This window comes from Celeribacter baekdonensis B30, assembly GCF_000299875.1.
GTDB lineage: Bacteria > Pseudomonadota > Alphaproteobacteria > Rhodobacterales > Rhodobacteraceae > Celeribacter > Celeribacter baekdonensis_A.
This window is the reverse complement of record NZ_AMRK01000010.1, coordinates 16,064-39,452: the sequence shown is the minus strand read 5'-3', so window position 1 is coordinate 39,452 and position 23,389 is coordinate 16,064. Positions and strand designations below refer to the sequence as shown.

Annotated in this window: 23 protein-coding genes; 18 read left to right on the top strand and 5 right to left on the bottom strand. The window is 56.6% G+C overall.

The features are described from left to right. Complete coding sequence (locus tag B30_RS16045; RefSeq protein ID WP_226946234.1) at window positions 1–966, top strand: PDR/VanB family oxidoreductase; 966 nt, start codon at window positions 1–3, stop codon at window positions 964–966. A gap of 10 nt (window positions 967–976) precedes the next feature. Then, window positions 977–1,480: a flavin reductase gene (locus B30_RS16040; protein ID WP_009573188.1), complete on the top strand. Its 504-nt coding sequence runs from the start codon at window positions 977–979 to the stop codon at window positions 1,478–1,480. Between the two features lie 14 nt (window positions 1,481–1,494). Here the strand turns inward: B30_RS16040 and B30_RS16035 are convergent, their stop codons facing one another. Next, window positions 1,495–1,965, bottom strand: coding sequence for a MarR family winged helix-turn-helix transcriptional regulator (locus tag B30_RS16035; RefSeq protein WP_009573187.1), 471 nt, complete (start codon window positions 1,963–1,965; stop codon window positions 1,495–1,497). 146 nt (window positions 1,966–2,111) lie between these two features. Between B30_RS16035 and B30_RS16030 the strand changes: the two genes are divergently transcribed. The 5 genes from B30_RS16030 (at window position 2,112) to B30_RS16010 (ending at window position 6,966) form a co-directional block, all read left to right on the top strand. Continuing rightward, window positions 2,112–3,134: a TRAP transporter substrate-binding protein gene (locus B30_RS16030; RefSeq protein WP_009573186.1), complete on the top strand. Its 1,023-nt coding sequence runs from the start codon at window positions 2,112–2,114 to the stop codon at window positions 3,132–3,134. Further along, window positions 3,131–3,652: a TRAP transporter small permease gene (locus tag B30_RS16025; RefSeq protein ID WP_232616933.1), complete on the top strand. Its 522-nt coding sequence runs from the start codon at window positions 3,131–3,133 to the stop codon at window positions 3,650–3,652. The genes B30_RS16030 and B30_RS16025 overlap by 4 nt, the downstream gene beginning before the upstream one ends. Window positions 3,653–3,666: 14 nt before the next feature. Then, window positions 3,667–4,956: a TRAP transporter large permease gene (locus B30_RS16020; protein WP_040402787.1), complete on the top strand. Its 1,290-nt coding sequence runs from the start codon at window positions 3,667–3,669 to the stop codon at window positions 4,954–4,956. Window positions 4,957–5,043: 87 nt separating this feature from the next. After that, the gene (locus B30_RS16015) at window positions 5,044–6,102 is read left to right on the top strand and encodes a maleylacetate reductase (RefSeq protein WP_009573183.1); all 1,059 of its coding nucleotides are present in this window, start codon (window positions 5,044–5,046) and stop codon (window positions 6,100–6,102) included. Window positions 6,103–6,126: 24 nt separating this feature from the next. Beyond that, on the top strand, window positions 6,127–6,966 hold the full coding sequence (locus tag B30_RS16010) for an intradiol ring-cleavage dioxygenase (RefSeq protein WP_009573182.1): 840 nt from the start codon (window positions 6,127–6,129) through the stop codon (window positions 6,964–6,966). 67 nt (window positions 6,967–7,033) lie between these two features. Here the strand turns inward: B30_RS16010 and B30_RS16005 are convergent, their stop codons facing one another. The 3 genes from B30_RS16005 to B30_RS15995 all read right to left on the bottom strand — a co-directional run bounded on the left by B30_RS16005 (window position 7,034) and on the right by B30_RS15995 (window position 10,095). After that, the gene (locus B30_RS16005) at window positions 7,034–8,518 is read right to left on the bottom strand and encodes a tripartite tricarboxylate transporter permease (RefSeq protein ID WP_009573181.1); all 1,485 of its coding nucleotides are present in this window, start codon (window positions 8,516–8,518) and stop codon (window positions 7,034–7,036) included. An 11-nt stretch (window positions 8,519–8,529) separates the two neighbouring features. After that, entirely contained in the window at window positions 8,530–9,069 is a 540-nt protein-coding gene (locus B30_RS16000) for a tripartite tricarboxylate transporter TctB family protein (RefSeq protein WP_009573180.1), read from the bottom strand. Between the two features lie 90 nt (window positions 9,070–9,159). Next, window positions 9,160–10,095 (bottom strand): tripartite tricarboxylate transporter substrate-binding protein, encoded by a 936-nt coding sequence (locus tag B30_RS15995; RefSeq protein WP_009573179.1) that lies wholly within the window; start codon window positions 10,093–10,095, stop codon window positions 9,160–9,162. A gap of 215 nt (window positions 10,096–10,310) precedes the next feature. On the opposite strand from B30_RS15995, the gene B30_RS15990 reads away from it, so the two are divergent. The 4 genes from B30_RS15990 to B30_RS15975 all read left to right on the top strand — a co-directional run bounded on the left by B30_RS15990 (window position 10,311) and on the right by B30_RS15975 (window position 14,620). Further along, complete coding sequence (locus B30_RS15990) at window positions 10,311–11,339, top strand: AraC family transcriptional regulator (protein ID WP_009573178.1); 1,029 nt, start codon at window positions 10,311–10,313, stop codon at window positions 11,337–11,339. A 359-nt stretch (window positions 11,340–11,698) separates the two neighbouring features. Further along, window positions 11,699–12,838: a tyramine oxidase subunit B gene (locus B30_RS15985; RefSeq protein WP_009573177.1), complete on the top strand. Its 1,140-nt coding sequence runs from the start codon at window positions 11,699–11,701 to the stop codon at window positions 12,836–12,838. Between the two features lie 33 nt (window positions 12,839–12,871). Beyond that, on the top strand, window positions 12,872–13,294 hold the full coding sequence (locus B30_RS15980; RefSeq protein ID WP_009573176.1) for a Rid family hydrolase: 423 nt from the start codon (window positions 12,872–12,874) through the stop codon (window positions 13,292–13,294). Between the two features lie 33 nt (window positions 13,295–13,327). Beyond that, a complete protein-coding gene (locus B30_RS15975) occupies window positions 13,328–14,620 on the top strand; it encodes an NAD(P)/FAD-dependent oxidoreductase (protein WP_009573175.1) in 1,293 nt (430 codons plus the stop codon). Between the two features lie 88 nt (window positions 14,621–14,708). Here the strand turns inward: B30_RS15975 and B30_RS15970 are convergent, their stop codons facing one another. Beyond that, on the bottom strand, window positions 14,709–15,488 hold the full coding sequence (locus B30_RS15970) for a DeoR/GlpR family DNA-binding transcription regulator (RefSeq protein ID WP_009573174.1): 780 nt from the start codon (window positions 15,486–15,488) through the stop codon (window positions 14,709–14,711). 290 nt (window positions 15,489–15,778) lie between these two features. On the opposite strand from B30_RS15970, the gene glpD reads away from it, so the two are divergent. The 7 genes from glpD (at window position 15,779) to B30_RS15935 (ending at window position 23,368) form a co-directional block, all read left to right on the top strand. Beyond that, window positions 15,779–17,362: a glycerol-3-phosphate dehydrogenase gene (gene glpD, locus B30_RS15965; RefSeq protein ID WP_009573173.1), complete on the top strand. Its 1,584-nt coding sequence runs from the start codon at window positions 15,779–15,781 to the stop codon at window positions 17,360–17,362. Next, the gene (locus B30_RS15960) at window positions 17,359–18,447 is read left to right on the top strand and encodes an ABC transporter ATP-binding protein (protein ID WP_009573172.1); all 1,089 of its coding nucleotides are present in this window, start codon (window positions 17,359–17,361) and stop codon (window positions 18,445–18,447) included. The genes glpD and B30_RS15960 overlap by 4 nt, the downstream gene beginning before the upstream one ends. Continuing rightward, window positions 18,440–19,522, top strand: coding sequence for an ABC transporter ATP-binding protein (locus B30_RS15955; protein ID WP_009573171.1), 1,083 nt, complete (start codon window positions 18,440–18,442; stop codon window positions 19,520–19,522). The genes B30_RS15960 and B30_RS15955 overlap by 8 nt, the downstream gene beginning before the upstream one ends. Further along, entirely contained in the window at window positions 19,519–20,391 is an 873-nt protein-coding gene (locus B30_RS15950; RefSeq protein WP_009573170.1) for a carbohydrate ABC transporter permease, read from the top strand. Before B30_RS15955 ends, B30_RS15950 begins: the two co-directional genes overlap by 4 nt. Window positions 20,392–20,436: 45 nt before the next feature. Next, a complete protein-coding gene (locus tag B30_RS15945) occupies window positions 20,437–21,276 on the top strand; it encodes a carbohydrate ABC transporter permease (RefSeq protein WP_051130648.1) in 840 nt (279 codons plus the stop codon). Between the two features lie 28 nt (window positions 21,277–21,304). Then, window positions 21,305–21,580: a DUF2160 domain-containing protein gene (locus tag B30_RS15940; protein ID WP_009573168.1), complete on the top strand. Its 276-nt coding sequence runs from the start codon at window positions 21,305–21,307 to the stop codon at window positions 21,578–21,580. 81 nt (window positions 21,581–21,661) lie between these two features. Further along, window positions 21,662–23,368, top strand: coding sequence for an ABC transporter substrate-binding protein (locus B30_RS15935; RefSeq protein ID WP_009573167.1), 1,707 nt, complete (start codon window positions 21,662–21,664; stop codon window positions 23,366–23,368). Window positions 23,369–23,389 lie beyond the last annotated feature (21 nt).

Below are 23,389 nucleotides of genomic sequence, written 5' to 3'. Positions count from 1 at the left end.
ATGACCGAAAACAACGCACAAAAGCTAAAGGTCAGCGCCCGAATGGATGACCGTGGCGGGATTTCCCGCATTCGGTTCGTGCCGGAAAACGGCGGGGACATTCTCCCGTTTGCGGCTGGTGCGCATCTTGATCTCTATTTGCCTGACCTCGATATGTGGCGGCAATATTCGCTCTGCTCCGATCCTGCGGAAACCGGGTTTTACGAAATCGGGGTTCTCAAAGACCCGAACAGTCGCGGTGGTTCGCTTAAAGTCCATGAAACGGCTGTGGAGGGCGCGGTGTTCACCGTTGAAGGTCCGCGCAATCACTTTCCGTTGGATGAAACGGCCCAGACCACCGTGCTTTTGGGAGGGGGCATTGGCATCACGCCGATGATCGCCATGGCCAAGCGGTTGCACGCCATCGGTAAGGACTTCACACTGCATTATTGTACCCGCTCGGCGGATGTGACGGCCTTTCGCGACGCGCTTGAGAGCTGTGGGTTTGCCGACAAGGTGGTGTTTCACTTTGACGACCAAGACCCCGCACAACGGCTTGATCTCACGCGTGATCTTCCCGCGCCGTCTGCGGCGACCCATCTTTATGTCTGTGGCCCGCAAGGGTTCATGGATTGGGTCATCGAAACGGCGGAAGCCGCCGGCCATGCCAGTGCCAATGTGCATCGCGAATATTTCTCGGCGGATGTGGACCTCTCGGGCGATAGCTTTGAAGTCGAGTGCCGCGAAAGTGGCGTGACGCTGACCGTCGGGTCCGATGACACCATCGCCAAAGCTCTGGCGCGTGCGGGCATCAAGGTCGAAGTCAAATGCGAAGAGGGTGTTTGTGGCACCTGTCTGACGGATGTTCTTGAGGGCGAGATTGATCACCGCGATCAGTTTTTGACCGAAGAGGAACGCGAAGATGGCGACGTGATGTGCGTCTGTTGCTCGCGGGCCAAAGGTCCAAAACTGGTGCTGGATATTTAAGGGGATGATGATGGATTTGACTCAAACCCAACAGGATTTTCGCGAAGGCATGAGCCGCCTTGGTGCCGCTGTGAACCTGATCACCACCGACGGCCCGGCGGGTAAGCATGGCATCACCGCTTCGGCTGTGTGCTCCGTCACGGACAATCCGCCGACGCTGTTAGTCTGCATCAACACCCGCGCATTTGCCCATGATAAATTCGTGGAAAACGGCGTGCTTGCGGTCAATGTTTTGGCTGCCGAACACCAAGAGCTTTCGGGCATTTTCGCCCGCTTTGTCGAAGGCGTGGACCGGTTTTCCTTTGGCGATTGGGAGGCGGGTCCTACCGGCGCGCCGATGCTGACGGATGCCAATGTCGCGTTCGATTGCCGCATCACCGGCCGCCAAGAAGAGGGCACGCATTCGGTGTTTTTCTGTCAGGTCGAAGAGGTCCGCATGAGCGCCAAAGCGCGTCATGGGCTGGTGTGGTTTAGCCGGGATTTCCATCATCTTGTGGCGGAGGAGCAGGCGTGAACCTCACCTTGAACTCAGATAATCCGGCCGAGATCCGTTGTGATCTTTTCAAGGATGGTGTTCAGGGTTTTGATCTCTGCGGGCGTGACGTTGTGAAAACTTTCGTCGCGAATGCGGTAAACCTCATTGAGCGCCTTGGCGCGCAGATCATCACCCTTTTCGGTCAGGCAGACTTCGGTCACGCGCCCGTCCGTGGGGCGCACGCGGGTCTCAACCAAACCATCGACGATCATGCGCTGAACGATCTTTGTGGTGGTGTTGAGTTTGAGGGTGGAAAAATCCGCAACCTCGGAGACCGACATGTAGTCCTGTTGGTACAGCGAGATCAGAACGCGCCAGCGTGGCGCATCGACACCCAGGGGTTTGAGCCGTCTTTCGAGTGCGCGCGTGTAAAAGGCGTTGACCCGGTTGATCCAAAAATAGGGCCATGTATCACGGAAATGATCGGGTTTTTGGGACTCTTCGGGGGGCGCTATTTTTGTCATTATCGGTCTCTCCAAGTCCCGTTTTCGTCGCGTGGATTATAGAATAACACATATGTATCAGTATGATGCGGTGATTTTTCCAATAACTAAAGAACTCCCCGCGAAGGGCGTCATACCATCAAAATGCACCAATAGGGAATGTGAAAATGAACATGAAACTTAAAAAGATCGCCGCCACGGCGACAACCATCGCACTCTTCTCTGGCGCGGCGTTTGCCGACACGGTTCTCACCATGAACAGCTGGCTGCCCCCGACCCATCCGCAAGTGGCGGAGTTGTTCGTGCCATGGGCGTCGGACATTGAAAAAGTCACCGAAGGTCGCGTTAAAATCAACATCTTGCCCGCTCCGCTTGGCCCGCCCCCCGCGGCGTTTGATTTGGCCAAAAACGGCATCGCCGACATCACGTATTCGGTGCATGGCTACACGCCGGGTCGGTTTAAGACCTCCGTTTTGGGGGAGATGCCGTTCCTTTCCGATGATGCCGTGGCCACGTCTGTTGCCTTTTGGAGGGTTCAAGACGCGATGCTGAAAGACGCGGGCGAATACGACGGCGTTAAGGTTTTGACCGTGTTCACCCATGGCCCTGGCGAGATTTTCTCGCGCAAACCCATTGAGACCGCAGAAGATGTGTCGGGTCAAAAAATCCGTATCGGGTCCACTATGGCGCATGACATTGCGACCAATCTGGGGGCGGTTCCGGTCGAAGGCCCGTCGTCCAAAGCCTATGAGCTTTTGAGCCAAGGTGTCGCGGACGGGATTTTCTTTCCCTTTGAAACAGTAACCTTTTTTAGCCTCGAAGACATCTTGGACTATGGCTACACCGTGAAAGGCGGGCTTTATAATTCCGCCATGTTCGTGGTCATGAATGAAGCCAAATGGAACAGCATTTCGGCTGAGGACCAGGCCCTCATCGAACCTCTTTTGGGCGAAGCTTTCGCGCGTCGTGCGGGCGAAATGTGGAATGCTGCCGACGCCAAGGGTCGGGCTGAGATGGAGGGAAAAATCACCATCAAAGCTGCCTCTGACGAGGAGGTAGCCGCGCTCAAGACCCGTCTTGCGCCGATTGTGGAAGAGCGGATCGCGCAGATCACAGAAGCGGGTGTCGATGGTCAAGCGGCCTATGACATGATGCTGTCCGAGATCGCTAAAATCGAGTCTGAAAAATGATGAACCTGTCCGAACTCATTGCCGGGCATCACGAGGATGGGCTGCCGCGCGCGGTGGCCCGACCTTTTCACCATGTGATTGCTTGGCTTTGCGCCGTGCTGTTGATCCTGATGATGGGCTTGACCGTCTTCGACGTGTTGGGGCGCTATTTGGTGAATGCGCCGGTGCCGGGGTCGACGGAACTGACCGAAATGCTCTTGGCCGCGATCATTTTTTTGGGTCTCCCGGCGGCGAGCCTTGACCGGGAACATGTGACGGTCGATCTCTTTATTGACCGCCTGCCGGATTGGATCAATCGGCTGCGTGAACCTGTGATTTTGCTGATGTCGGCGGGTGTGCTTGGCGTCATTGCCTGGCGTCTTTGGATCACTGCGGCTCAGGTCGCCAGCTATGGCGGCACCACTGCGACATTGGAACTGCCCGTGGCCCCCATCGGGTATCTTGCCTCTTCGCTCACTTGGGTCGCGGTGGCACTCACCCTAGCCGAAGTCTTTTATCGCCCGAAAAAGGAGGCCTGATGATGGCTCAACTTATGGCCTATTGGGAATTCGGGACGCTTGTCCTCTTTATCCTGTTGTTTCTTGGCGTTCCGATTTCCTTTGCCTTGGCTCTGATCGGCACGGCGGGCACGGCGGCCATCATTGGCTGGTCCCCGTCTTTTTCGCTTTTGGGGCAAACCTATTTCGAACACAGCCGCAGCTATTCGCTGTCGATTCTGCCGCTGTTTTTGATGATGGGGAATTTCGTGGTGCAATCGGGCATCGCGCGCGATCTCTATTCTGCGGCTTACGCATGGCTTCGGCATCGCAAGGGCGGGCTGGCCGTGGCGACCGTTGTGGCCTGTGGCGGGTTTTCGTCGGTCTGCGGATCGTCCTTGGCGACCGCGTCGACCATGGCAAAAATCGCCCTGCCGAACATGCGTAAATTTGGTTACCCGGACAGTCTTTCGACCGCCTCCATCGCGGCGGGGGGCACCTTGGGCATCCTGATTCCGCCGTCCGTGATCTTGGTGTTTTACGGCATCATGACCCAGCAAGACATTGGCAAGCTGTTCCTTGCGGGCATCCTTCCGGGCATTTTGGGGGTGATCCTATATGCGCTTGCGGTTCGGATTTCGGTCCATTTTGGCAAGTTTGATTTGCCGATTGAGGCCAAGCTTCCGCTTAAGGATCGCGTCATCGCCCTCAAAGGGGTGGCCGGGGCGCTTGGGCTGTTTGCCTTTGTCATGGGTGGCATTTATTTTGGCGTGTTCACCCCAACGGAAAGTGCCGGTATGGGGGCTGGGGGTGCGTTCCTTTTGGTGCTGTTGCAAGGGCGCCTGACCGTGACCAAAACGCTTGTCACCCTTTATGAGACGGCCAAAACCACAGCGATGATGTTCTTCATCCTGTTTGGCGCGCTCACATTCGCCAACTACGTCAACCTGTCCGGGATGAGCCGCGACATTCAGGTCTTGGTCACCTCCGTGGGCGATCACCCTTTGGCGGTGATTGGGATCATCACGGTGATTTACCTGATCCTTGGCTGTGTCCTTGAGGGCCTGTCGATGATCACGCTCACCGTCCCGATCTTTTATCCCATCGTCGCTGCGCAAGGGTTCGATCTGATTTGGTTTGGCATCTATGTCGTGATCGTCACTGAGGTGAGCTATATCACCCCGCCCGTTGGCCTAAACGCTTTCGTCCTCAAATCCGTGGTCAAAGACGTGCAGCTCAGCACGATCTTTCGCGGTCTTGGGCCTTTCCTTTTGGTGGATGTGTTGCGCGTGATCTTGATCCTCGCGTTTCCGGCGCTCGTCTTGTTCGTTCCCAACATGATGTAGTGCGCTCACACCAACTGCGGCGGGTCGTCCGGCAAGAGGCCCGCCGCATTTTTCTGTGCACTTGCCGTCCTGAGAGTTTGAAAATCCATGAAAGACTTCACCTATCTGTCTCATCCGCGCCGTGTCCTTTTTGCGTCGGGCGCGCGCCGATCTCTTGGGGATGAACTCGATCGGTTGGGGATCACGCATCCGCTGATTTTGACCACACCACATCAAGAAAACGCCGTCGATGATCTGACTGAGGGGCTCATGGGGCGGAACTGGTCGCAGTTTTCCGGTGCTGCCATGCACACGCCGATAGAGGTCACCAAAGAGGCGCTGCGCAGCTATGAAAAGAGCAGCGCGGATGGGGTTGTCTCCATCGGCGGCGGGTCGACCATCGGTTTGGGCAAAGCGCTTGCGGTGCGCCAAGGCTGTGCACACATCAGCCTGCCGACGACCTATTCCGGTTCTGAGATGACCGACATTTTGGGCGAAACCGATGGTGGTCAGAAAGTGACCCGTCGCGATGCCAAAATCCGTCCCGATACGGTGATTTATGATGTCGATTTGACGCTGGGGCTGCCGGTCGGGCTTTCGGGGCTTTCGGGGATAAACGCCATGGCCCACGCGGTTGAGGCACTTTATGCCCCGGATGCCAATCCGGTCAGCGACCTCATGGCGCTGGAGGCCATCGGCGTTTTGGCCGAGGCGCTGCCAAAGCTCGCGGATGCGCCGCGAGACGCCGATATCCGCGCTCAATTGTTCTACGGTTCGTGGCTCTGCGGTCTTTGTCTTGATAGCGCGGCGATGTCTCTGCACCACAAGATTTGCCACACGCTGGGTGGCAGTTTTGATTTGCCCCATGCCGAAACGCATACGGTCATGTTGCCGCATTCGCTTGCCTATAACGCCCCGGCGATTGCTCCGGTGATGGCGCGTTTGACATCTGTGCTTGGGGCCGATCCGGCACAGGCAATTTTTGATCTGTCCGGTCGTTTGGGGGCGCCACGCGCGCTGTCCGATCTGGGGATGCCCGAAAGTGGGATCGGCAAAGCGGCGCAGGTGGCGCTGAAAAGCCCCTATGCCAATCCTCGTCCGCTCGAAGAGGCGGCTTTGAGCGCGATGTTGACGCGCGCCTGGCATGGCGAGGCCCCGCAGTCATAACCAAGTTTGGGAGGAGACGCTGATATGAGTGGCTATTTTGAAGAGAGTAAATCCGTAGAGGTGGTGAACGGCCGTATGGGCACGGATGTGCCGGAGCGGTTGGCCACGGTGATGCGCGCGCTGGTTGCGCATCTGCACGCGTTTGTCAAAGACGTGGAGCTGACCGAAGAGGAATGGGGCAAGGCGATCGAATTCCTCACCAGCACGGGCCAAATTTGTTCCGGTGAACGCCAGGAATTCATCCTGCTGTCGGATGTTTTGGGCGTGTCGATGTTGGTTGACGCGATCCAGAACCGCAAACCAAAGGGTGCGACGCCCTCCACCGTGTTTGGTCCGTTTCACGTTGAAGGCGCGCCAGAGCGTCCTATGGGCTTTGACATTTCACTGGACGGAAAAGGGGAACGATGCCTGTTTGAAGGTCGGATTCTGGACATCGACGGCACTCCGATTGAGGGGGCTGTGATTGACGTGTGGTCCGACAATGCGGAGGGCTTTTACGATGTGCAACAGCCCGATATTCAGCCCAAATGGAACAATCGCGGGGTGTTTAAAACCGGGCCCGATGGGCGCTACTGGTTCTACGGGATCAAGCCGGTGTCCTATCCGATCCCTGATGACGGCCCGGTTGGGCAAATGCTGGGCCATATCGGGCGGCATCCGTTCCGCCCGGCGCACACCCATTTTCGCGTGGTGGCGGAGGGCTATAAGCCGTTGATCACCCATACATTTGTGGCGGGCGACCCCTATCTTGAGGGCGATACGGTTTTTGGCGTGAAAGGCGATCTGATCGTTGATTTCGTCCAAGAGGATGAAGGCGAACGGACCGGAGAGTGGACGGCGCGGTTTGATTTTGTTTTGGTCTGATCCAGAGCGACAGTTTCCACGACAAAGGGGCGCCGTAAGGCGCCCCTTTTGCATTTCAGCTCAGTCTTTAATGCGCTATTTTCAAGCGATGATTTTGGATGGCCGCGCGGATTGAGGAGGCGATGATCACCACGATAACGATGGCAAGGAACGCCGCAATCGGTCGGTCTACAAAGTCCAGCGGGCTGGTGACGCGGGCCATGGCGGCGCGGAGTTTGACCTCCATGATATTGCCCAAAACCATGCCAAGGATGATCGGAACCACCGGAAGGTGGAGCCGTTTGAGGATCAGCCCAAGCACCCCGAAGGCGGCGGCAATGGCGCAATCCACGGCGGAGTTGCGCAGCGAATAGACGCCGACAAAACTCAGCATCAGGATCATCATCCCCAAGAACCGCGTGGGGATGCGGATCAACCGGATCAGCCAGTTGGAGGAGACCAGCATAAACAGAATGACGATCACGTTGAGCGCCAAAAGCGCGATGTAGAGCGCGTAGATAAAGTCGATATGATCGCGGAACAGCGCCGGGCCGGGCACCACGTTGTGGACGTAGAACACCGACAACATCATCGCGGTCAACGCCTCGCCGGGGATGCCAAGCGCCAAAAGCGGGATCATCGCGGCGGCGGGCACGGCGTTGTTGGCGGATTCGGAGGCGACGAGGCCTTCTTCGGAGCCTTTTCCGAATTTTTCAGGCGTCTTGGACCGTTTGCGTGCCAGAGTGTAGCTCATGAATTGCGCGGTGAATTCGCCGACGCCGGGGATCATCCCCATAACCACACCAAAGAATGATCCGGTGGCGGCAACGCGTTTGTATTTGAGCACGCCGAGCATCTCTTTGCCCATGCCGCCTTTGACCGGGGCGGCGTCTGGGGCGCTTTCTGGATCGACGAGTAAGGAGAAGGCCTGAGAGATCGCGAACAGACCCAAAACCACCACAATCAGGTCGAGACCAGAGGTCAGCCAGTCTTGGCCAAAGGTGAAGCGCATGGTGTATTTCACCGGCTCCATGCCAACGGATTGCAATAAAATCCCCAGACCTGCCATCATGCCCGCCGCCGCGATCTGGCCGCGGTGAGCGACGATGACCAAAACGATGCCAAGCAGGGCCGCAAGGAAGATTTCGCGCGCGCCAAACATCGGGGCGATTTTGGCCAAGAGCGGCGACAACAGGATCAAGGCGAGGATCGATAGGATGCCGCTGAAAAATGACGCGCCATAGGCAAGGCCGAGCGCTTTGGTCGCCTCGCCGCGTTGGGTCATCGGGTAACCGTCATAGGTGGTCAGTGCGTTCACCGCCGTACCCGGCGTGTTGATCAAAACGGCGGGCAGCGATCCCCCAAACATCGAAGACCCGTAAATCCCCAACAGCATCACCAACCCAACCAGCGGCGGCAAGGCAAAGGTGGCGGGGAGTAGGATTGCGATCGCCACAGCGGGGCCAACGCCCGGAATGGCCCCGATGACCACGCCGCCAATGGAACCAATCATGAGGGCCACCAAGACGTCGAAACTCATCAGGAGGGAAAGACCGGAAAGAAGCGCATCCATTTCGGAAACCTTTAGAAATTGACCATCATGAAGGTGCGGATGCTGTCGGGAAGATAGGCATACAGCGCGCCTGAGGGCACTTTGACATTGAGGCCGGCCTTAAACACGGCGACGACTGCGAAGCCGAAGACGGCGGCAAGGGCGAAGCTTTGTGCGCTGCGATAGCCAAGACGCCAGACCAGCAGTACGGAGAAGAGAATGGAGGCGGGCAGGTACCCGATCACGGGCACGGCGAGCACATAGGCCAAAAACCACGCCACGAATTCCAGCGACCGCGCCCAATAGAGCACCTCTTTGCCACGCCCCGGACTGCGTTCAGAGGCGATTGAGCCGATCAAATGTATTGCGCCGAACCCGACCATCATGAAAACTCCCACAGCAGGCCAGAATGCGGGCTGGGCAAACAGCGGGGTTTTTTCGACCCAGCGGGTTTCTTGCGGCAAAAGCATCAGGCTTACGAGGGCGAAGACCATGAAAGCCGTGGCAAACACGAAATCGCCGGGGCGACGTTGACGCTGAAACAGCTCAACAAAGGATTTTAGGCGCTCCATGGCGTGGCTCCTAAGGCATGAAGAAGAGACGGGACCCGAGCAGCCCCGTCGTCAGTATATGAGAGCAGTGATGTCATCGCAGGCGTGTGATCAGTCAATGTAATCGCTGATCCGTTGAAGCGTTGCGGTATCTTTGAGCATCTGTGCTTCGGACGCATCAATGTCGAGCCAATAGATTTCGGCGCCTGTGTCTGCGGCAATTTGTTGTGCGGCATCAGAGTGGATCACTTTCTCAGCGATGGCCGCGATTTTGTCGCGGGCCACTTGCGGTGTGTCCTTATGCACGAACAGGCCATTCCATGTGGAGAACGGCAGGTCCGCTGCGATCTCTCCGGCTGTTGGGACATCCGGCAAAAGCGGAATGCGATTGTTGGTCACCGACATCAGAATGTTGAGATCATCCAGACAAGGACGGATCAATTGCAGTGTGGTGTTGATGACATCGGCGTCCCCGGAGGCGAGTGTGTTGCAATCGAGCGCATCGAAGGCCGCATCAGAAGCGTAGGAAAAGCCGAGCTCTTTGGCGAGAGCAAGCGTGTGACGCGCGGGGCTTGTTTCGGAGCCGAAATGGCCCAAAGCGACGTCGTGATCTTTGGCGTAGGCGGCAAGCTCTGCCATGGTGGTGTAGGGCGCGTCACCCGCTGCGGCGACGACGAACGGATAGCTCAAGAAAATGCCAACAGGCTCAAACGGGTTGGGGTCAAGCGGACCGATGCCAATGTATGGACCGACCATGGGCACGTCGATCACGAAGGAGCCGACAGTGTAACCATCCGCCGGAGCCAGCGCCACGTCAACCGCACCGGGGAAGGGGCCACCGCCGCCGCCGGGTTTGTTCACCACGGCTGCGGGCACGCCGTAGGTGGCCTGAAATTCGTCCGCGATCATGCGGGTCAGGATGTCCTCCAAATCGCCGGGCGGAAAGGGAACGACAAACTCAACGGGTTTTTCGGGATATTCGGCCGAAGCTGCCAAAGGCATAGCGGCAAGCACGGCGGCGGAGCCGATTTTCAAAAGCGTGGTCATAGTTTCTCCTGTCGAGCGTATCAGCGACTTTGTAGGCCGGTATTTGTTTTTATATGCGATGTACCGCCATCCAATGAGTCTGTGAGAGCATCAGAGGTCAGTTTCACTTTGCCCCCTAAACATGTCATCCACCCAGTTTTCCGCCATTGCAAAACGCGCCAAAAAAGCGATAATTTGCGCAAGTTCCTTTTCCAAACAGATGGAAATTTAAACAGATGGCAGATGCGACGCACGGCCATGCAGCAATTCGCAGTACGGTGCTTGGATCCGTTCTTGATCGTTTGATTGCGCGAGGCGTTTCGACTCAGCCGCTTTTATCGAAACATGGAATGAGCCTTGATATATTGAAGGATCCCTATGCGCGACTTTCAGTGATGGAATACGCGGGATTTATGGAAAGTGCCGCCGCTCTATCCGGGGACGAGCATATCGGGGCCCGGATCGGAAGCGACATTCGTGCCGGGGATCTTGGTCCAATGGGCATCCTTTTGTCCCTTTCGCGGTCAATTTATGTCGGAATTGATCGGATTGTGCGGTCTACGCGGTCGCTTCAAACAGGCACCGAAGTTGCGCTCATCGAAAATGGCGATGATGTGTTTTGGTCCTATCGTTTGGTCGATGGCCACATCTGGCCCCGCAGGCAAGATGCGGAATTCACCCTTGTCGCAACCACGCAGGTGATCCGCGACAATTTTATCAGTCGCTGGGCGCCACAACAGGTTCATTTCGAACATGTGGAGCCAGAAAGCGCACAGTTTTTACGTCGATATTTTGGGTGCCCGGTGCTTTACGGTCAGGCGACAAACCGGCTGGTGATGGATCGTGGCCCGATGTTGGAGATTTACCGTGCGGAGGACACTGCGTTGGTGTCTATGTTGGAACGTCACATCGCGGATTTGATCGAGAAGACACCGCGACGCTCCACGCTTACGGAAGCGACGCGCTCCATCGTCTCTTCGTCTCTCGGGTTGCGGCCCGTGTCGGTTGAGCGGGTGGCAGAAACCCTAGGCCTGTCCTCACGCAACCTTCAGCGCAAGCTGGCGGAAGAAGGCACAAGCGTTCGGATTTTACTTGATGAAATCCGGCGAACGCGAGCCGAAATGCTCTTGCAGGAAGGCACGCAAAGTGTTGGCCGCATTGCGACGGCATTGGGATACGCCGACGGCACAGCCTTTTGGCGCGCCCATAAACGATGGTCCGAACATTCGCCGCGCCAAGTGAAGGCATCGGGGTCGTCGCTATGACCGAGGGTGTTTTGCGCGACATGCGGGCAATCTGATCATGTGTGCCGCGCGGGGATTCGCTATGGGTGGCCATGGAAAATGCGCCACAACATCAAAGCGCTTAAATTTCGCGCAGACCTTAGAAAAACCCGCACAGAGATTGGAATCCTTGAAGATAAAGGGGTTCCGCGATGGCTGCGCCTAAATTGAAAATGCCGCTGCAGCGTGTGGATAAGGCTCGGATGGCGTAAACTATCGGAAAAATGACGCGCCGCGCAATGGGCAAACCTGTCTGCAATCTCGTTTCTGGTCATCAGATCGTCGCCCGTGTTCATTCGGAACCATGGCGGCCCATGACACAGCGACCAAAAGAGAGCCCTATGACAGACTTGCCCAAAATCGATTTCATCTACCTCAATGAACAAGACATGATCAAAGCAGGCGTGACCGATATGGCCGGTTGCGTGGATGCCATGGAGGACATGTTCGTCCTGCTGCACAAAGGCGATTATCGCATGGCGGGCGCGAACAATGACAGCCACGGTGCGATGGTGGTTTTTCCCGAAAATTCGCCCTTTCCGAACATGCCAAAACCCACGGCGGATCGCCGTTTCATGGCGATGCCGGCCTATCTTGGTGGCGCGTATGGCACCACCGGTGTGAAATGGTATGGCTCCAACATTGCCAACCGGGACAAGGGCCTGCCGCGGTCCATTCTGATGTTCACGCTCAACGATACCGATACGGGTGCGCCGCTGGCGATCATGTCGGCAAACCTGTTGTCGGCTTACCGCACGGGCGCGGTGCCGGGGGTCGGCGCCCGTCATCTGGCACGCAAAGACTCGAAAGTGGTGGCGGTCTATGGCCCCGGCGTGATGGGCAAAACCTCCCTGGCGGCTTTCATGGTGGCGTGTCCGGGCATTGACACTTTGAAAATTCAGGGCCGGGGCCAAAAGAGCCTCGACAGCTTCATCTCTTGGACCAAAGAGACCTATCCGCAGATCACCAACATCGAGATCGTCACCGACATCGAAACCCTCGTGCGCGGCTCTGACATTGTGACCTATTGCGCCTCTGGCGAGACAGGTGACGTGTCGAAATACCCGATTGTGAAACGCGACTGGCTCAAACCCGGTGCGTTTCTGTCGATGCCCGCGTCCTGCGAAATTGACGAGGGCATGGAGCAAAAAGACGTGCGCAAGGTGATGGATAACATCGGCCTCTATGAGGCGTGGTTCGAAGAGCTGCCGAAACCCGCCCACGTCCACGTTCCGGTCATTGGTGTGCGGTTCATGGACATGATCCATGAGGGTAAGATGACTCATGATGATCTCGAAGACCTCGGTGATATTTGTGCGGGGGCCACTCCGGGTCGGCAAAATGATGAGGAGATCATCATGCTCTCCGTCGGCGGGATGCCGGTCGAAGATGTGGCCTGGGGCACAACCGTGTACCGCAATGCCATCGCCAAAGGCATCGGCACCAAGCTCAACCTGTGGGACGTGCCTGTTCTGCGTTGATTTGAGTATCCATTTGAAACAGAAAGAAAAAACATGACAAAAATTGTCAAAGTTAAAACCGGTGCCAAGCTGGAACAGCTCAGCAGCTATTCCCGCATTGTGATGGTCGACAACTGGATTTCGGTGTCGAACACCGCCGGGCGCAACCCGCAGACCAAAGAGATTCCCGAAGACCTGCGCGAACAGACGCTTCAGGTGTTTGAGAATATCGAAAATGCGCTCAAAGCCGTGGGATCGGGACTTGAGGATGTGATCTCGACCCGCGTGTTCATCCAAACGCCCAGCGACACCCCGGCTGTGATGGAGATTTTCGGCGAAAAATTTCGTGGCGTTGATCCAACCACCTCGGTGACCTGTCCGCCGCTTGGCTCCTCTGTTTACAAAGTTGAGATCGAGGTCAGCGCCTATCGCGGCGCGTCCAAAGCCGAGATCGAATACATCGACACGTCGCTTTGATCGCTCCACATCCCCTCTTTCAAGGACTGCCCCATGGCCCCCAAAACCGCCCCCGTCCAAACCGCCACTGAGGCACCTAGATCCACCTCTGTTGTCATCATCGGCGGTGGAATTGTCGGGGTGACGGCGGCTTTGACCCTCGCGGAGCGCGGGGTCTCCGTCACCGTTTTGGAAAAGGGCCGGGTCGCGGGCGAACAATCCTCGCGCAATTTGGGCTGGATTCGGAAAACATCGCGTGCGCCGAAAGATGTGCCGATGTCTTTGGCCTCGGATGCGCTTTGGGCGACGATGGCGCAGCGTACGGGCGTGGATGTCGGGTATCGGCAAGAGGGCATTTTATTCGCCGCAAAAACCGAGGCGGAAATGGAGATGCATCGGGCATGGCTTGCCTCGGTGGCGGAGTATAACCTCGACAGTCGGATGGTGACGGACAAAGAGATCGCGGAGTTGGTTCCGGGGGGAGGGACGTCTTGGGCTGGGGGGATTTACACGCCCTCGGATGGCTACGCCGAACCGACGATTGCCCCGATCGCCATTGCCAATGCCGCGGTCGCCAAAGGTGCTGTGATCGTCGAGAACTGTGCGGTGCGCACATTGGTGCGGTCTGCCGGGAAGGTCCGCGGTGTGGTGACGGAAAAGGGCGAAATCTCTTGTGATCATGTCATCCTTGCGGCTGGGCTTTGGTCGCGCAAATTCTTAGGCAATATGGGGGTGTCTTTCCCGACTTTGCCTTTGGTGTGTTACGCCATTCGCACCGCGCCGATGGAGGGGCCGACACATATCGCCGTGGGGACGCCGGATATGTCGTTCCGCAAACGGATGGATGGGGGCTTTACGGTCTGTCAACGCGGTGCAGTGGGGTCGCCTTTGGTTCTTGACCATGCGCTTTTGGGGATGAAATACCTGCCGATGTTCAAACATGGCCGCAGCATGTTGCGCCTCTCTTTGGGGCGAGAGTTCATCGAAGATCTCAAACTTGCGCGGCACTGGTCACCTGATCGCATGTCGCCATTCGAGAAAGTGCGTACCATGGGCCCGCGTGTGAATACCGGTATCAATGCCGAAGCGATGGCCAATATCAAAACCTACTGGCCAGCTTTTGCGGAGATCAAATCCGCTGAAGAATGGGGCGGCACGATGGATATCACGCCGGATTCGCTACCCGTCATTGGTGGGATCGACGGGATTGGAGGGCTCACGCTTGCCACGGGTTTTTCAGGCCATGGGTTTGGCACTTCGCCTGCGGCAGGGCAACTTGCCGCCGATTTGGTGATGGGCGTCCCGCCGATTATTGACCCAAGCCCCTATCGGTTTGATCGGTTTTGAGATTCAAATCCCACCGGGGCGGCGATTTTGGACTGGGTGCATTTTCGAAACGATGTACGGCCAAATATGTGGACGGTGGGGCAGGGGGCTATTCCGTCTCTCGTTCAAGCCGGCTCACATGTATTTGGGTCGCCCACATTGCACACAGGTCTTCCAAAGGGCGAGGCACCGGCGCGTCGGTAAAGAAGTCGTCGATCTCCGAGAGGGAGGCGATCCGGGCAGGGGCGGTACGTTTGAGCTTGGTGTGATCCGCAACCAACATGGTGCGGCGAGACTGATGCAGGATCGTTTGACTGACGCCGACTTCGCGCAGATCAAAGTCCAAAATGTCGCCGTCTTGATCAATGGCGGAACACCCGATGACACCGATGTCGAACTTGAATTGCCGGATCGCGGCGGTTGTGATGTCCCCGATCAGCCCGCCGTCGGATTGGCGCAGTGATCCTCCGGTCACAAGCACCTCACAATCTGGGTTTCGAGTCAAAATATTGGCCACGTTCATGTTATTGGTGACAACCATGAGATTGCGATGATGCAGCAACTCAGCCGCGACCGCCTCCGTACTTGTTCCTATGTTGAGGAAAATCGCACAGTTTTCGGGGATCATCGCGGCACAGGCCTGTGCCATGGCGATCTTTCCTCCCGCATTCAGCCGCCGCCGCTCTTGATAAGCGATGTTGACCGTGCCGGACGGCAACACCGCGCCGCCGTGAACACGCTCCAACCTCCCGGCATTGGCCAACTCGCTCAGATCGCGGCGGATCGTTTGTAATGTGACGCCAAGATGCTCCGCAAGATGTTCGACCGTCACTTTCCCGTCCCGTCGGGCAATATCAAGGATCTCAGGGAAGCGGATGTTTTGCGACATAAAGAGGCTTTCGGTTTGGTGTGAGGCGATCCTGCTTTGCAATTGTCCTGTGCGGCGGAATCAAAGGGCTGAATGGCCATTGAGCTCAGGCTCGGCCATGTTCGTTTCTGCGTGGTTTTAGCATCTATCGTTTATTTCTACGATAAAATGCGCAATTCTCAATTCTTTTTCTCTGTAAATTCAGGGCGTTTTCGCAATTTTTACAAAAACCGAAAAAAATCGAAAATAAACATTTTCTTTTTAGCGCGACTTTGTCACAGTGCTGTCATCAGGGTTTGGGAGGATCCAACGTGAGCGAGAATGCGCAGATCTGCGATTTGCTGGTGATTGGCGGCGGCATCAATGGCTGTGGAATTGCCCGTGACGCCGCAGGTCGCGGATTAAGTGTGACGCTGGCCGAAATGTCGGATCTGGCCTCTGCGACCTCTTCCGCCTCGACCAAACTGTTTCATGGTGGGTTGCGGTATCTTGAGTATTTCGAATTTCGTTTGGTCCGCGAGGCATTGATCGAACGCGAAACCCTTTTGCGGGCAATGCCACATATCAGTTGGCCGATGCGGTTTGTTTTGCCGTACCAAAAGGATATGCGGTTTGAGAGTGACACGCCCACCTCAAAACTGCTGTCCCTGTTCATGCCATGGATGAAAGGGCGTCGCCCGGCTTGGCTGATCCGGCTTGGGTTGTTGATGTACGACACTTTGGGGGGGCGGCAAATCCTCCCCGGCACCAAAACGCTTGATCTCAAGCATGGACCAGAAGGCGCACCACTCAAACCCCTCTTTGCCAAGGCCTATGAATATAGCGATTGCTGGGTCGAGGATTCACGCCTTGTGGTTTTGAACGCGCGCGACGCGGTGGCGCGGGGTGCCAAAATCCTCCCCCGGACCAAAGTTGTGTCCGCCAGATCCGAGGGCGGCATCTGGACCGTGACGCTCAAAGATGTCGAAACCGGAGACACTCACGAGATGCGTGCCCGTATGGTTGTCAACGCGGGCGGCCCATGGGTCGGTCAAATCTTGCGTCAACAAATCGGCTCCAACAGCACCGACAACATTCGCCTTGTGCGCGGCAGCCATATTATCACCAAGCGTTTGTTTGATCATGACAAATGTTATTTTTTCCAAGGCACGGACGGGCGGATCATGTTCGCGATCCCCTATGAGACGGATTTCACCCTGATCGGCACCACCGACAATGAGCATAGCGACCTGTCGCAAAATCCGGTCTGCACGCCCGAAGAAAAGCGCTACATGATTGAGTTTGTGAACGCCTATTTGAAAGAGCCAATCCGCGACGAGGACATCGTCTGGACCTATTCCGGTGTGCGCCCGCTTTATGATGATGGTGCGAGTTCTGCGACGGCGGCGACGCGTGATTACACCCTTAAGATCGACGACAGTGCTGGCGCACCGGCGCTTCATATTTTTGGCGGCAAGATCACGACCTACCGCCGCCTCGCCGAAAGCGCGCTTGAAAAAATCGGCACCCGCCTGACCGTGGCGCAAGGCCCATGGACCGCAGGGGTTGCCATGCCCGGTGGGGATTTTCCCGTCGATGGGGTCGAACCTCTTATCACCGATCTGCGTCACATCTATCCCTTCCTCGATGATCGCTGGGCGCGCCGTCTCATCCGCGCCTATGGCACCGAGGCCCGCGATGTTTTGGGCGCGGCCAAAACGATTGAGGATCTTGGCCAGGATTTCGGTGCAACATTGACCGCCGCAGAGGTCAACTGGCTTATGGACCGCGAATTTGCCCGGACCGCAGAGGATGTTCTGTGGCGGCGCAGCAAATTGGGCCTGCGCAGCGTAGAGGCCAGTGCCCTCGAAACCTACATGACCGAGCGCCGCGCACACGCAAAGGACATTGCATGACACTTGAACTTGATGACGTCAGCTATGTTGCTGGCGGCAAGACCTTTATCTACCCAACCAATCTGACGCTTGAAAACGGCACAATGAACGTGCTGTTGGGGCCAACCTCGTCGGGTAAAACGACCTTGATGCGCCTGATGGCGGGGCTCGATGTGCCGACCAAGGGGCGCATTCGCTGGAACGGTGAGGATGTGACCGGACAACGTGTCCAGGATCGCAAAATCGCGATGGTCTATCAGCAATTCATCAACTACCCGGCGATGACGGTTTACGACAACATTGCCTCGCCGATGAAGCTGATGGGGCTTGAGACAGCAGAGATCGACAGTCGTGTGCGCAAGACGGCGGAGTTGATGCAACTGACCCCGATGCTGGATCGCAAGCCGCTTGAACTCTCGGGCGGTCAGCAACAGCGCTGTGCTTTGGCACGGGCCTTGGTCAAAAATGCGGGTCTGGTGTTGCTTGATGAACCCCTTGCGAATTTGGATTACAAATTGCGCGAAGAGTTGCGCGCCGAAATCCCGCGCATCTTTGCGGAATCCGGGTCGATTTTTGTCTATGCCACCACAGAGCCGGAAGAAGCCCTGTTGCTGGGCGGCAATTGCGCGACGCTTTGGGAAGGCCGGGTGACACAATTCGGCCCGACGGCACAGGTCTATCGTAACCCGAAGGATGCCACGACCGCACGCGTATTTTCCGATCCGCCGATGAATTTCCTGCATGTGGAAAAACGCGGCGATCTGATGCATTTTGGTCATGAAGAAAGCATCCCTGCGGTGGGCGGACATGCCGCCGATGGCAAATATATGCTTGGATTCCGGCCCAACCACCTTTCGTTGGAGCCGGGCGAAGGCAAGCTTGGTTTTGATGCGACGCTTGGCGTGATGGAACTGACCGGCTCGGAAACCTTTGTGCATCTGTCGCATTTTGACGCGAAATGGGTCGGTTTGATCCATGGTGTGCGCGATCTGAAGCCGGGTCAAAAACTGCCCGTCTATCTCGATACATCGCGGATTTATCTGTTTGCTGAGGACGGCACGCTTGTCGCCTCTGCCCCTTATGCGGAGACGGTGTCACATGGCTAAGATCACACTTGAGAACCTTGCGCATTCCTATTTGCCGGACCCAAAGAGTGAAAACGACTTTGCGCTCAAAGAGTTGAATCATGATTGGGCCGATGGTGAGGCCTATGCGCTTTTGGGCTCATCCGGCTGCGGCAAGTCCACGCTTTTGAACATCATTTCCGGACTGTTGATCCCCTCACAAGGTCGGGTGTTGTTCGATGGCACCGATGTGACGATGTCGCCCACGGCAGACCGCAATATCGCGCAGGTGTTTCAGTTCCCTGTTGTTTACGACACGATGACAGTGCGGCAAAACCTTGCGTTCCCGCTAAAAAACCGGGGTATGGACGCAGCCGAGATCAAACGTCGCGTGCAGCGCGTCGGTAAGATGATTGATATGGAAGCGGAGCTGGATCACAAAGCGCGCGGCCTGACGGCAGATGCAAAACAAAAGATTTCGCTTGGCCGCGGCATGGTGCGCGAGGACGTTAATGCGCTCTTGTTTGATGAACCCCTGACCGTGATTGACCCGCATATGAAATGGGAATTGCGCACGCAACTCAAGCAACTGCATCAGGATTTCGGGCACACAATGATCTATGTGACCCACGACCAAACCGAGGCGCTGACCTTTGCGGATAAGGTCGTCGTTATGTACGACGGTCGCGTCGTTCAAATTGGCACGCCACAAGACCTGTTCGAACGCCCTGCACATACTTTTGTGGGCTATTTTATCGGATCGCCCGGTATGAACCTGTTTGAGGCCACAATTGAGGGCGCCACGGCCCGCGTTGGCGATACCACTGTCGAGCTGGGGGGCACCTATGTGGCAAGCGGCAAAACACAGCTTGGCGTGCGCCCTGAATTCATCCGGCTGAGCGCGGGCGGCACGGGTATTCCCGCGCAGATCAACCGCGTCGAAGATGTCGGGCGTCACAAGATTGTCCGCCTGACCGTCGAGGGGCACGAAACAAACGCGGTCATCGGTGAGGGGGTCGACATTCCCGCAGGGACGGACCGGATCAGTTTTGCGCCCGAAGGGATCAATGTTTACGCCAATGACTGGCGCATCAGTGCAAAAGGGGACGCCGCATGAACAAGACCGTCAATCAAAAAGCATGGTTCCTTGTCCTGCCCGTGCTGATCTTGGTCGCCTTTTCCGCCGTCATCCCATTGATGACCGTGGTGAACTATTCTGTCCAAGACACGTTCGGCAACAATCAGTTCTTCTGGGCGGGCCTCGATTGGTTTGATGACATGTTGCATTCGGATCGGATGTGGAACGCGCTTGGGCGTCAGCTGATGTTCTCCGGCATCATTTTGGCCATTGAGGTGCCGCTGGGGATTTATGTCGCGCTGCACATGCCGAAAAAGGGCTTTTGGTCCTCGTTCTGTCTTGTGTTGATGTCGCTGCCTTTGTTGATCCCGTGGAACGTGGTGGGCACCATTTGGCAAATTTTTGGCCGCGTCGATATTGGGCTTTTGGGCCACGCGCTGGACGCGCTGGGTGTGGATTACAACTACACCCAAGACACGATGGACGCGTGGATCACTGTGATCGTGATGGACGTCTGGCACTGGACCTCGCTCGTAGCGCTTCTGGCCTATGCTGGTCTGCGGTCGATCCCTGATGCCTATTATCAAGCGGCGAAAATCGACCAAGCCAGCCGCTGGGCCGTGTTTCGCTACATTGAATTGCCCAAGATGGCGGGCGTGTTGATGATTGCGATCCTGCTGCGCTTTATGGACAGCTTTATGATCTACACCGAGCCTTTCGTTTTGACCGGGGGCGGTCCGGGCAATGCGACCACCTTCCTCTCCATCGACCTTGTGAAAATGGCCTTGGGGCAATTTGATCTTGGACCCGCGGCCGCCTTTAGCCTGATGTATTTCCTGACGATTATGGCGATCAGCTGGGTGTTCTACACGGTGATGACCACGATTGACAAAAGGGATGGCAAGTAAATGACCGAGACCGCAATTCCAGAAATCGTCAGCCGGACGGGCAAGATGAAAATTGAAAAACCGCGCACCCCGTCCAAGCGGATGCGCCCCTCTGGCGGGGCCGTGGTGATGGGTCTGTACCTGCTGTTCTTGATGCTGCCGATCTATTGGCTGCTCAATATGAGCCTCAAGACCAACTCTGAAATCCTTGGTGCCTTTAGCCTGTGGCCGCGCAATTTGACCTTCGCAAACTATGCGACCATCCTCACCGACCCGAGTTGGTACATGGGCTATGTCAACTCCCTGATCTATGTGGTGATGAACACAACCATCAGCCTCGCCGTCGCGCTACCGGCTGCCTATGCGTTCAGCCGCTACAGCTTCATGGGCGATAAACATCTGTTCTTTTGGCTTTTGACCAACCGCATGGCACCGCCTGCCGTGTTTGCCCTGCCGTTCTTTCAACTTTATTCCAGCATCGGCCTGTTTGACACGCATATCGCGGTGGCTCTGGCGCATTGCCTGTTCAATGTGCCGCTCGCGGTCTGGATTTTAGAAGGATTCATGCGGGGTGTGCCCAAGGAGATCGATGAGACCGCCTATATTGATGGCTATTCCTTCCCGGCGTTTTTCGTGAAAATCTTCACGCCCCTCATCGCAAGCGGCATCGGCGTCGCGGCGTTCTTTTGCTTCATGTTCTCTTGGGTCGAGTTGTTGCTGAGCCGCACTTTGACCTCTGTGGAGGCCAAACCCATCGCCGCCACCATGACCCGCACCGTCGGGGCCGCAGGTGTCGACTGGGGCGTACTGGCCGCCGCGGGTGTTCTGACCATCGTCCCCGGTGCTTTGGTCATCTATTTCGTGCGCAACTACATCGCCAAGGGCTTTGCCCTGGGGCGGGTGTAAAGGATGCGTCGCTTGAAAGGAGTTCGCTATGCTTGACTGGATGGCCTGGACATGGCCCACCGCCACATTTTTTCTCATCATCGCCGCGCTTTTGGCCACGTTTACGGTGCTGGCGATCAAATTCCCCGAGATGCCCCGCAAGGGTATTCTACAGATCGAAACCACGCGGGGGGATCGGTTGTTCATCACGCTCTTGGGGTCCGCGTTTGTCAATCTTGCGTGGCTTGGTTTGGGCGTTGGCCCACAAGCTTACGCCTTGATTGCCTGTCTGGTCTATGCCGCAGCGGTGTTTCGCTGGGTGTAGGTGCTGACAAACTCCGGCCTGAAAATGGAAGAGGTTCAGGCCGGCTTTACGCCTACGTTCAATCAAAGGGAGGAAACCTACATGAACGTCTTACTGAAATCATCAACGGCTCTGGGATTGGCGCTTGCGCTCACCCAACCCGCTTGGGCCGATATGGCCGCTGCGACTGACTTTCTGGACAACGAGATCGCGGGCCTGTCGACCCTGTCCCGTGCCGACCAAGAAGCAGAAATGCAGTGGTTCATTGATGCCGCTCAACCGTTTCAGGGCATGTCGATCAACGTGGTCTCCGAGACCATCACCACCCATGAATACGAATCCCAAGTGCTTGCCCCTGCGTTCACAGCCATCACGGGGATCAACGTCACGCATGACCTGATCGGCGAAGGTGATGTGGTCGAAAAACTGCAAACCCAAATGCAGTCCGGCGAAAACATCTATGACGCTTATGTCAACGACTCTGATCTGATCGGCACCCACTGGCGCTATCAACAGGTGCGCAACCTGACCGACTGGATGGCGAATGAGGGCAAGGATGTGACCTCGCCGACGCTGAACCTCGCCGATTTTATCGGCACACAGTTCACCACCGCCCCCGATGGGGATCTGTATCAGCTCCCGACCCAACAGTTCGCGAACCTCTATTGGTTCCGCTATGACTGGTTCAATGATCCTGACATCAAAGCGGCCTTTAAAGAAGCCTATGGTTATGATCTCGGTGTGCCTGTGAACTGGTCAGCCTATGAAGACATTGCCGAATTCTTTACCGGGCGCACCATTGATGGCGTCGAAGTCTATGGCAACATGGATTACGGCAAAAAAGACCCGAGCCTCGGCTGGCGCTACACCGACGCGTGGATGTCCATGGCCGGGATGGGCGACAAGGGTGAACCGAACGGGCTTCCGGTCGACGAATGGGGCATCCGTGTGAATGAGAAATCGCAACCCGTTGGGGCCTGTGTCGATCGTGGTGGGGCAACGAACTCCCCTGCGGCTGTCTATGCCATCGACAAGGCGATCAAGTGGCTGCAAGACTACGCCCCTCCCTCAGCGGCGGGCATGACCTTCTCTGAGGCGGGTCCTGTTCCGGCGCAGGGCAATATCGCGCAACAGATGTTCATGTACACCACCTTTGTTGCACCTCTGGTCGCCTCGGATGCGGTGATGAACGAAGACGGCACACCAAAGTGGCGCCTCGCCCCAAGCCCGCATGGCGTGTATTGGGAAGAGGGCATGAAAGTTGGCTATCAGGACGTGGGCAGCTGGACCTTGATGAAATCCACTCCGGTGGATCGGGCCCAAGCTGCGTGGCTTTACGCACAGTTCGTCACCTCTATGACTGTCGATGTGAAGAAATCCGATGTCGGCCTCACGTTTATTCGCGAGTCCACCATCAATTCCGACCACTTCACAGATCGCGCGGACAAACTTGGGGGCCTGGTCGAATTTTATCGCTCGCCGGACCGTGTCCGTTGGTCGCCTACGGGTACAAACGTGCCCGACTATCCGAAACTTGCACAGCTGTGGTGGCAGAACATCGGCGACGCCATGTCCGGTGCGAAAACCTCGAAAGAGGCGCTTGATCAGCTCTGTGGTGACATGGAAAGCGTGATGGCACGTCTGGAACGCGCTGGAATCCAAGGCGATCTTGGTCCGGTTCTCAACGACAAAGAGGACGATAGCTATTGGTTGGAACAGCCGGGCGCACCGAAGCCCAAGCTGGACAACGAGGACGAAACCCCGATGACCATCGGCTATGACGAACTTGTTTCCTCCTGGAAGCAATAAGTTTGTGACCCTTGCCGGGGC

Excerpts from the sequence above, each read along its gene's own strand:
- B30_RS16045 (WP_226946234.1), top strand. The coding sequence starts at position 1 with ATGACCGAAAACAACGCACAAAAGCTAAAGGTCAGCGCCCGAATGGAT.
- B30_RS16040 (WP_009573188.1), top strand. The coding sequence starts at position 977 with ATGGATTTGACTCAAACCCAACAGGATTTTCGCGAAGGCATGAGCCGC.
- B30_RS16035 (WP_009573187.1), bottom strand. The coding sequence starts at position 1,965 with ATGACAAAAATAGCGCCCCCCGAAGAGTCCCAAAAACCCGATCATTTC.
- B30_RS16030 (WP_009573186.1), top strand. The coding sequence starts at position 2,112 with ATGAACATGAAACTTAAAAAGATCGCCGCCACGGCGACAACCATCGCA.
- B30_RS16025 (WP_232616933.1), top strand. The coding sequence starts at position 3,131 with ATGATGAACCTGTCCGAACTCATTGCCGGGCATCACGAGGATGGGCTG.
- B30_RS16020 (WP_040402787.1), top strand. The coding sequence starts at position 3,667 with ATGGCCTATTGGGAATTCGGGACGCTTGTCCTCTTTATCCTGTTGTTT.
- B30_RS16015 (WP_009573183.1), top strand. The coding sequence starts at position 5,044 with ATGAAAGACTTCACCTATCTGTCTCATCCGCGCCGTGTCCTTTTTGCG.
- B30_RS16010 (WP_009573182.1), top strand. The coding sequence starts at position 6,127 with ATGAGTGGCTATTTTGAAGAGAGTAAATCCGTAGAGGTGGTGAACGGC.
- B30_RS16005 (WP_009573181.1), bottom strand. The coding sequence starts at position 8,518 with ATGGATGCGCTTCTTTCCGGTCTTTCCCTCCTGATGAGTTTCGACGTC.
- B30_RS16000 (WP_009573180.1), bottom strand. The coding sequence starts at position 9,069 with ATGGAGCGCCTAAAATCCTTTGTTGAGCTGTTTCAGCGTCAACGTCGC.
- B30_RS15995 (WP_009573179.1), bottom strand. The coding sequence starts at position 10,095 with ATGACCACGCTTTTGAAAATCGGCTCCGCCGCCGTGCTTGCCGCTATG.
- B30_RS15990 (WP_009573178.1), top strand. The coding sequence starts at position 10,311 with ATGGCAGATGCGACGCACGGCCATGCAGCAATTCGCAGTACGGTGCTT.
- B30_RS15985 (WP_009573177.1), top strand. The coding sequence starts at position 11,699 with ATGACAGACTTGCCCAAAATCGATTTCATCTACCTCAATGAACAAGAC.
- B30_RS15980 (WP_009573176.1), top strand. The coding sequence starts at position 12,872 with ATGACAAAAATTGTCAAAGTTAAAACCGGTGCCAAGCTGGAACAGCTC.
- B30_RS15975 (WP_009573175.1), top strand. The coding sequence starts at position 13,328 with ATGGCCCCCAAAACCGCCCCCGTCCAAACCGCCACTGAGGCACCTAGA.
- B30_RS15970 (WP_009573174.1), bottom strand. The coding sequence starts at position 15,488 with ATGTCGCAAAACATCCGCTTCCCTGAGATCCTTGATATTGCCCGACGG.
- B30_RS15960 (WP_009573172.1), top strand. The coding sequence starts at position 17,359 with ATGACACTTGAACTTGATGACGTCAGCTATGTTGCTGGCGGCAAGACC.
- B30_RS15955 (WP_009573171.1), top strand. The coding sequence starts at position 18,440 with ATGGCTAAGATCACACTTGAGAACCTTGCGCATTCCTATTTGCCGGAC.
- B30_RS15950 (WP_009573170.1), top strand. The coding sequence starts at position 19,519 with ATGAACAAGACCGTCAATCAAAAAGCATGGTTCCTTGTCCTGCCCGTG.
- B30_RS15945 (WP_051130648.1), top strand. The coding sequence starts at position 20,437 with ATGAAAATTGAAAAACCGCGCACCCCGTCCAAGCGGATGCGCCCCTCT.
- B30_RS15940 (WP_009573168.1), top strand. The coding sequence starts at position 21,305 with ATGCTTGACTGGATGGCCTGGACATGGCCCACCGCCACATTTTTTCTC.
- B30_RS15935 (WP_009573167.1), top strand. The coding sequence starts at position 21,662 with ATGAACGTCTTACTGAAATCATCAACGGCTCTGGGATTGGCGCTTGCG.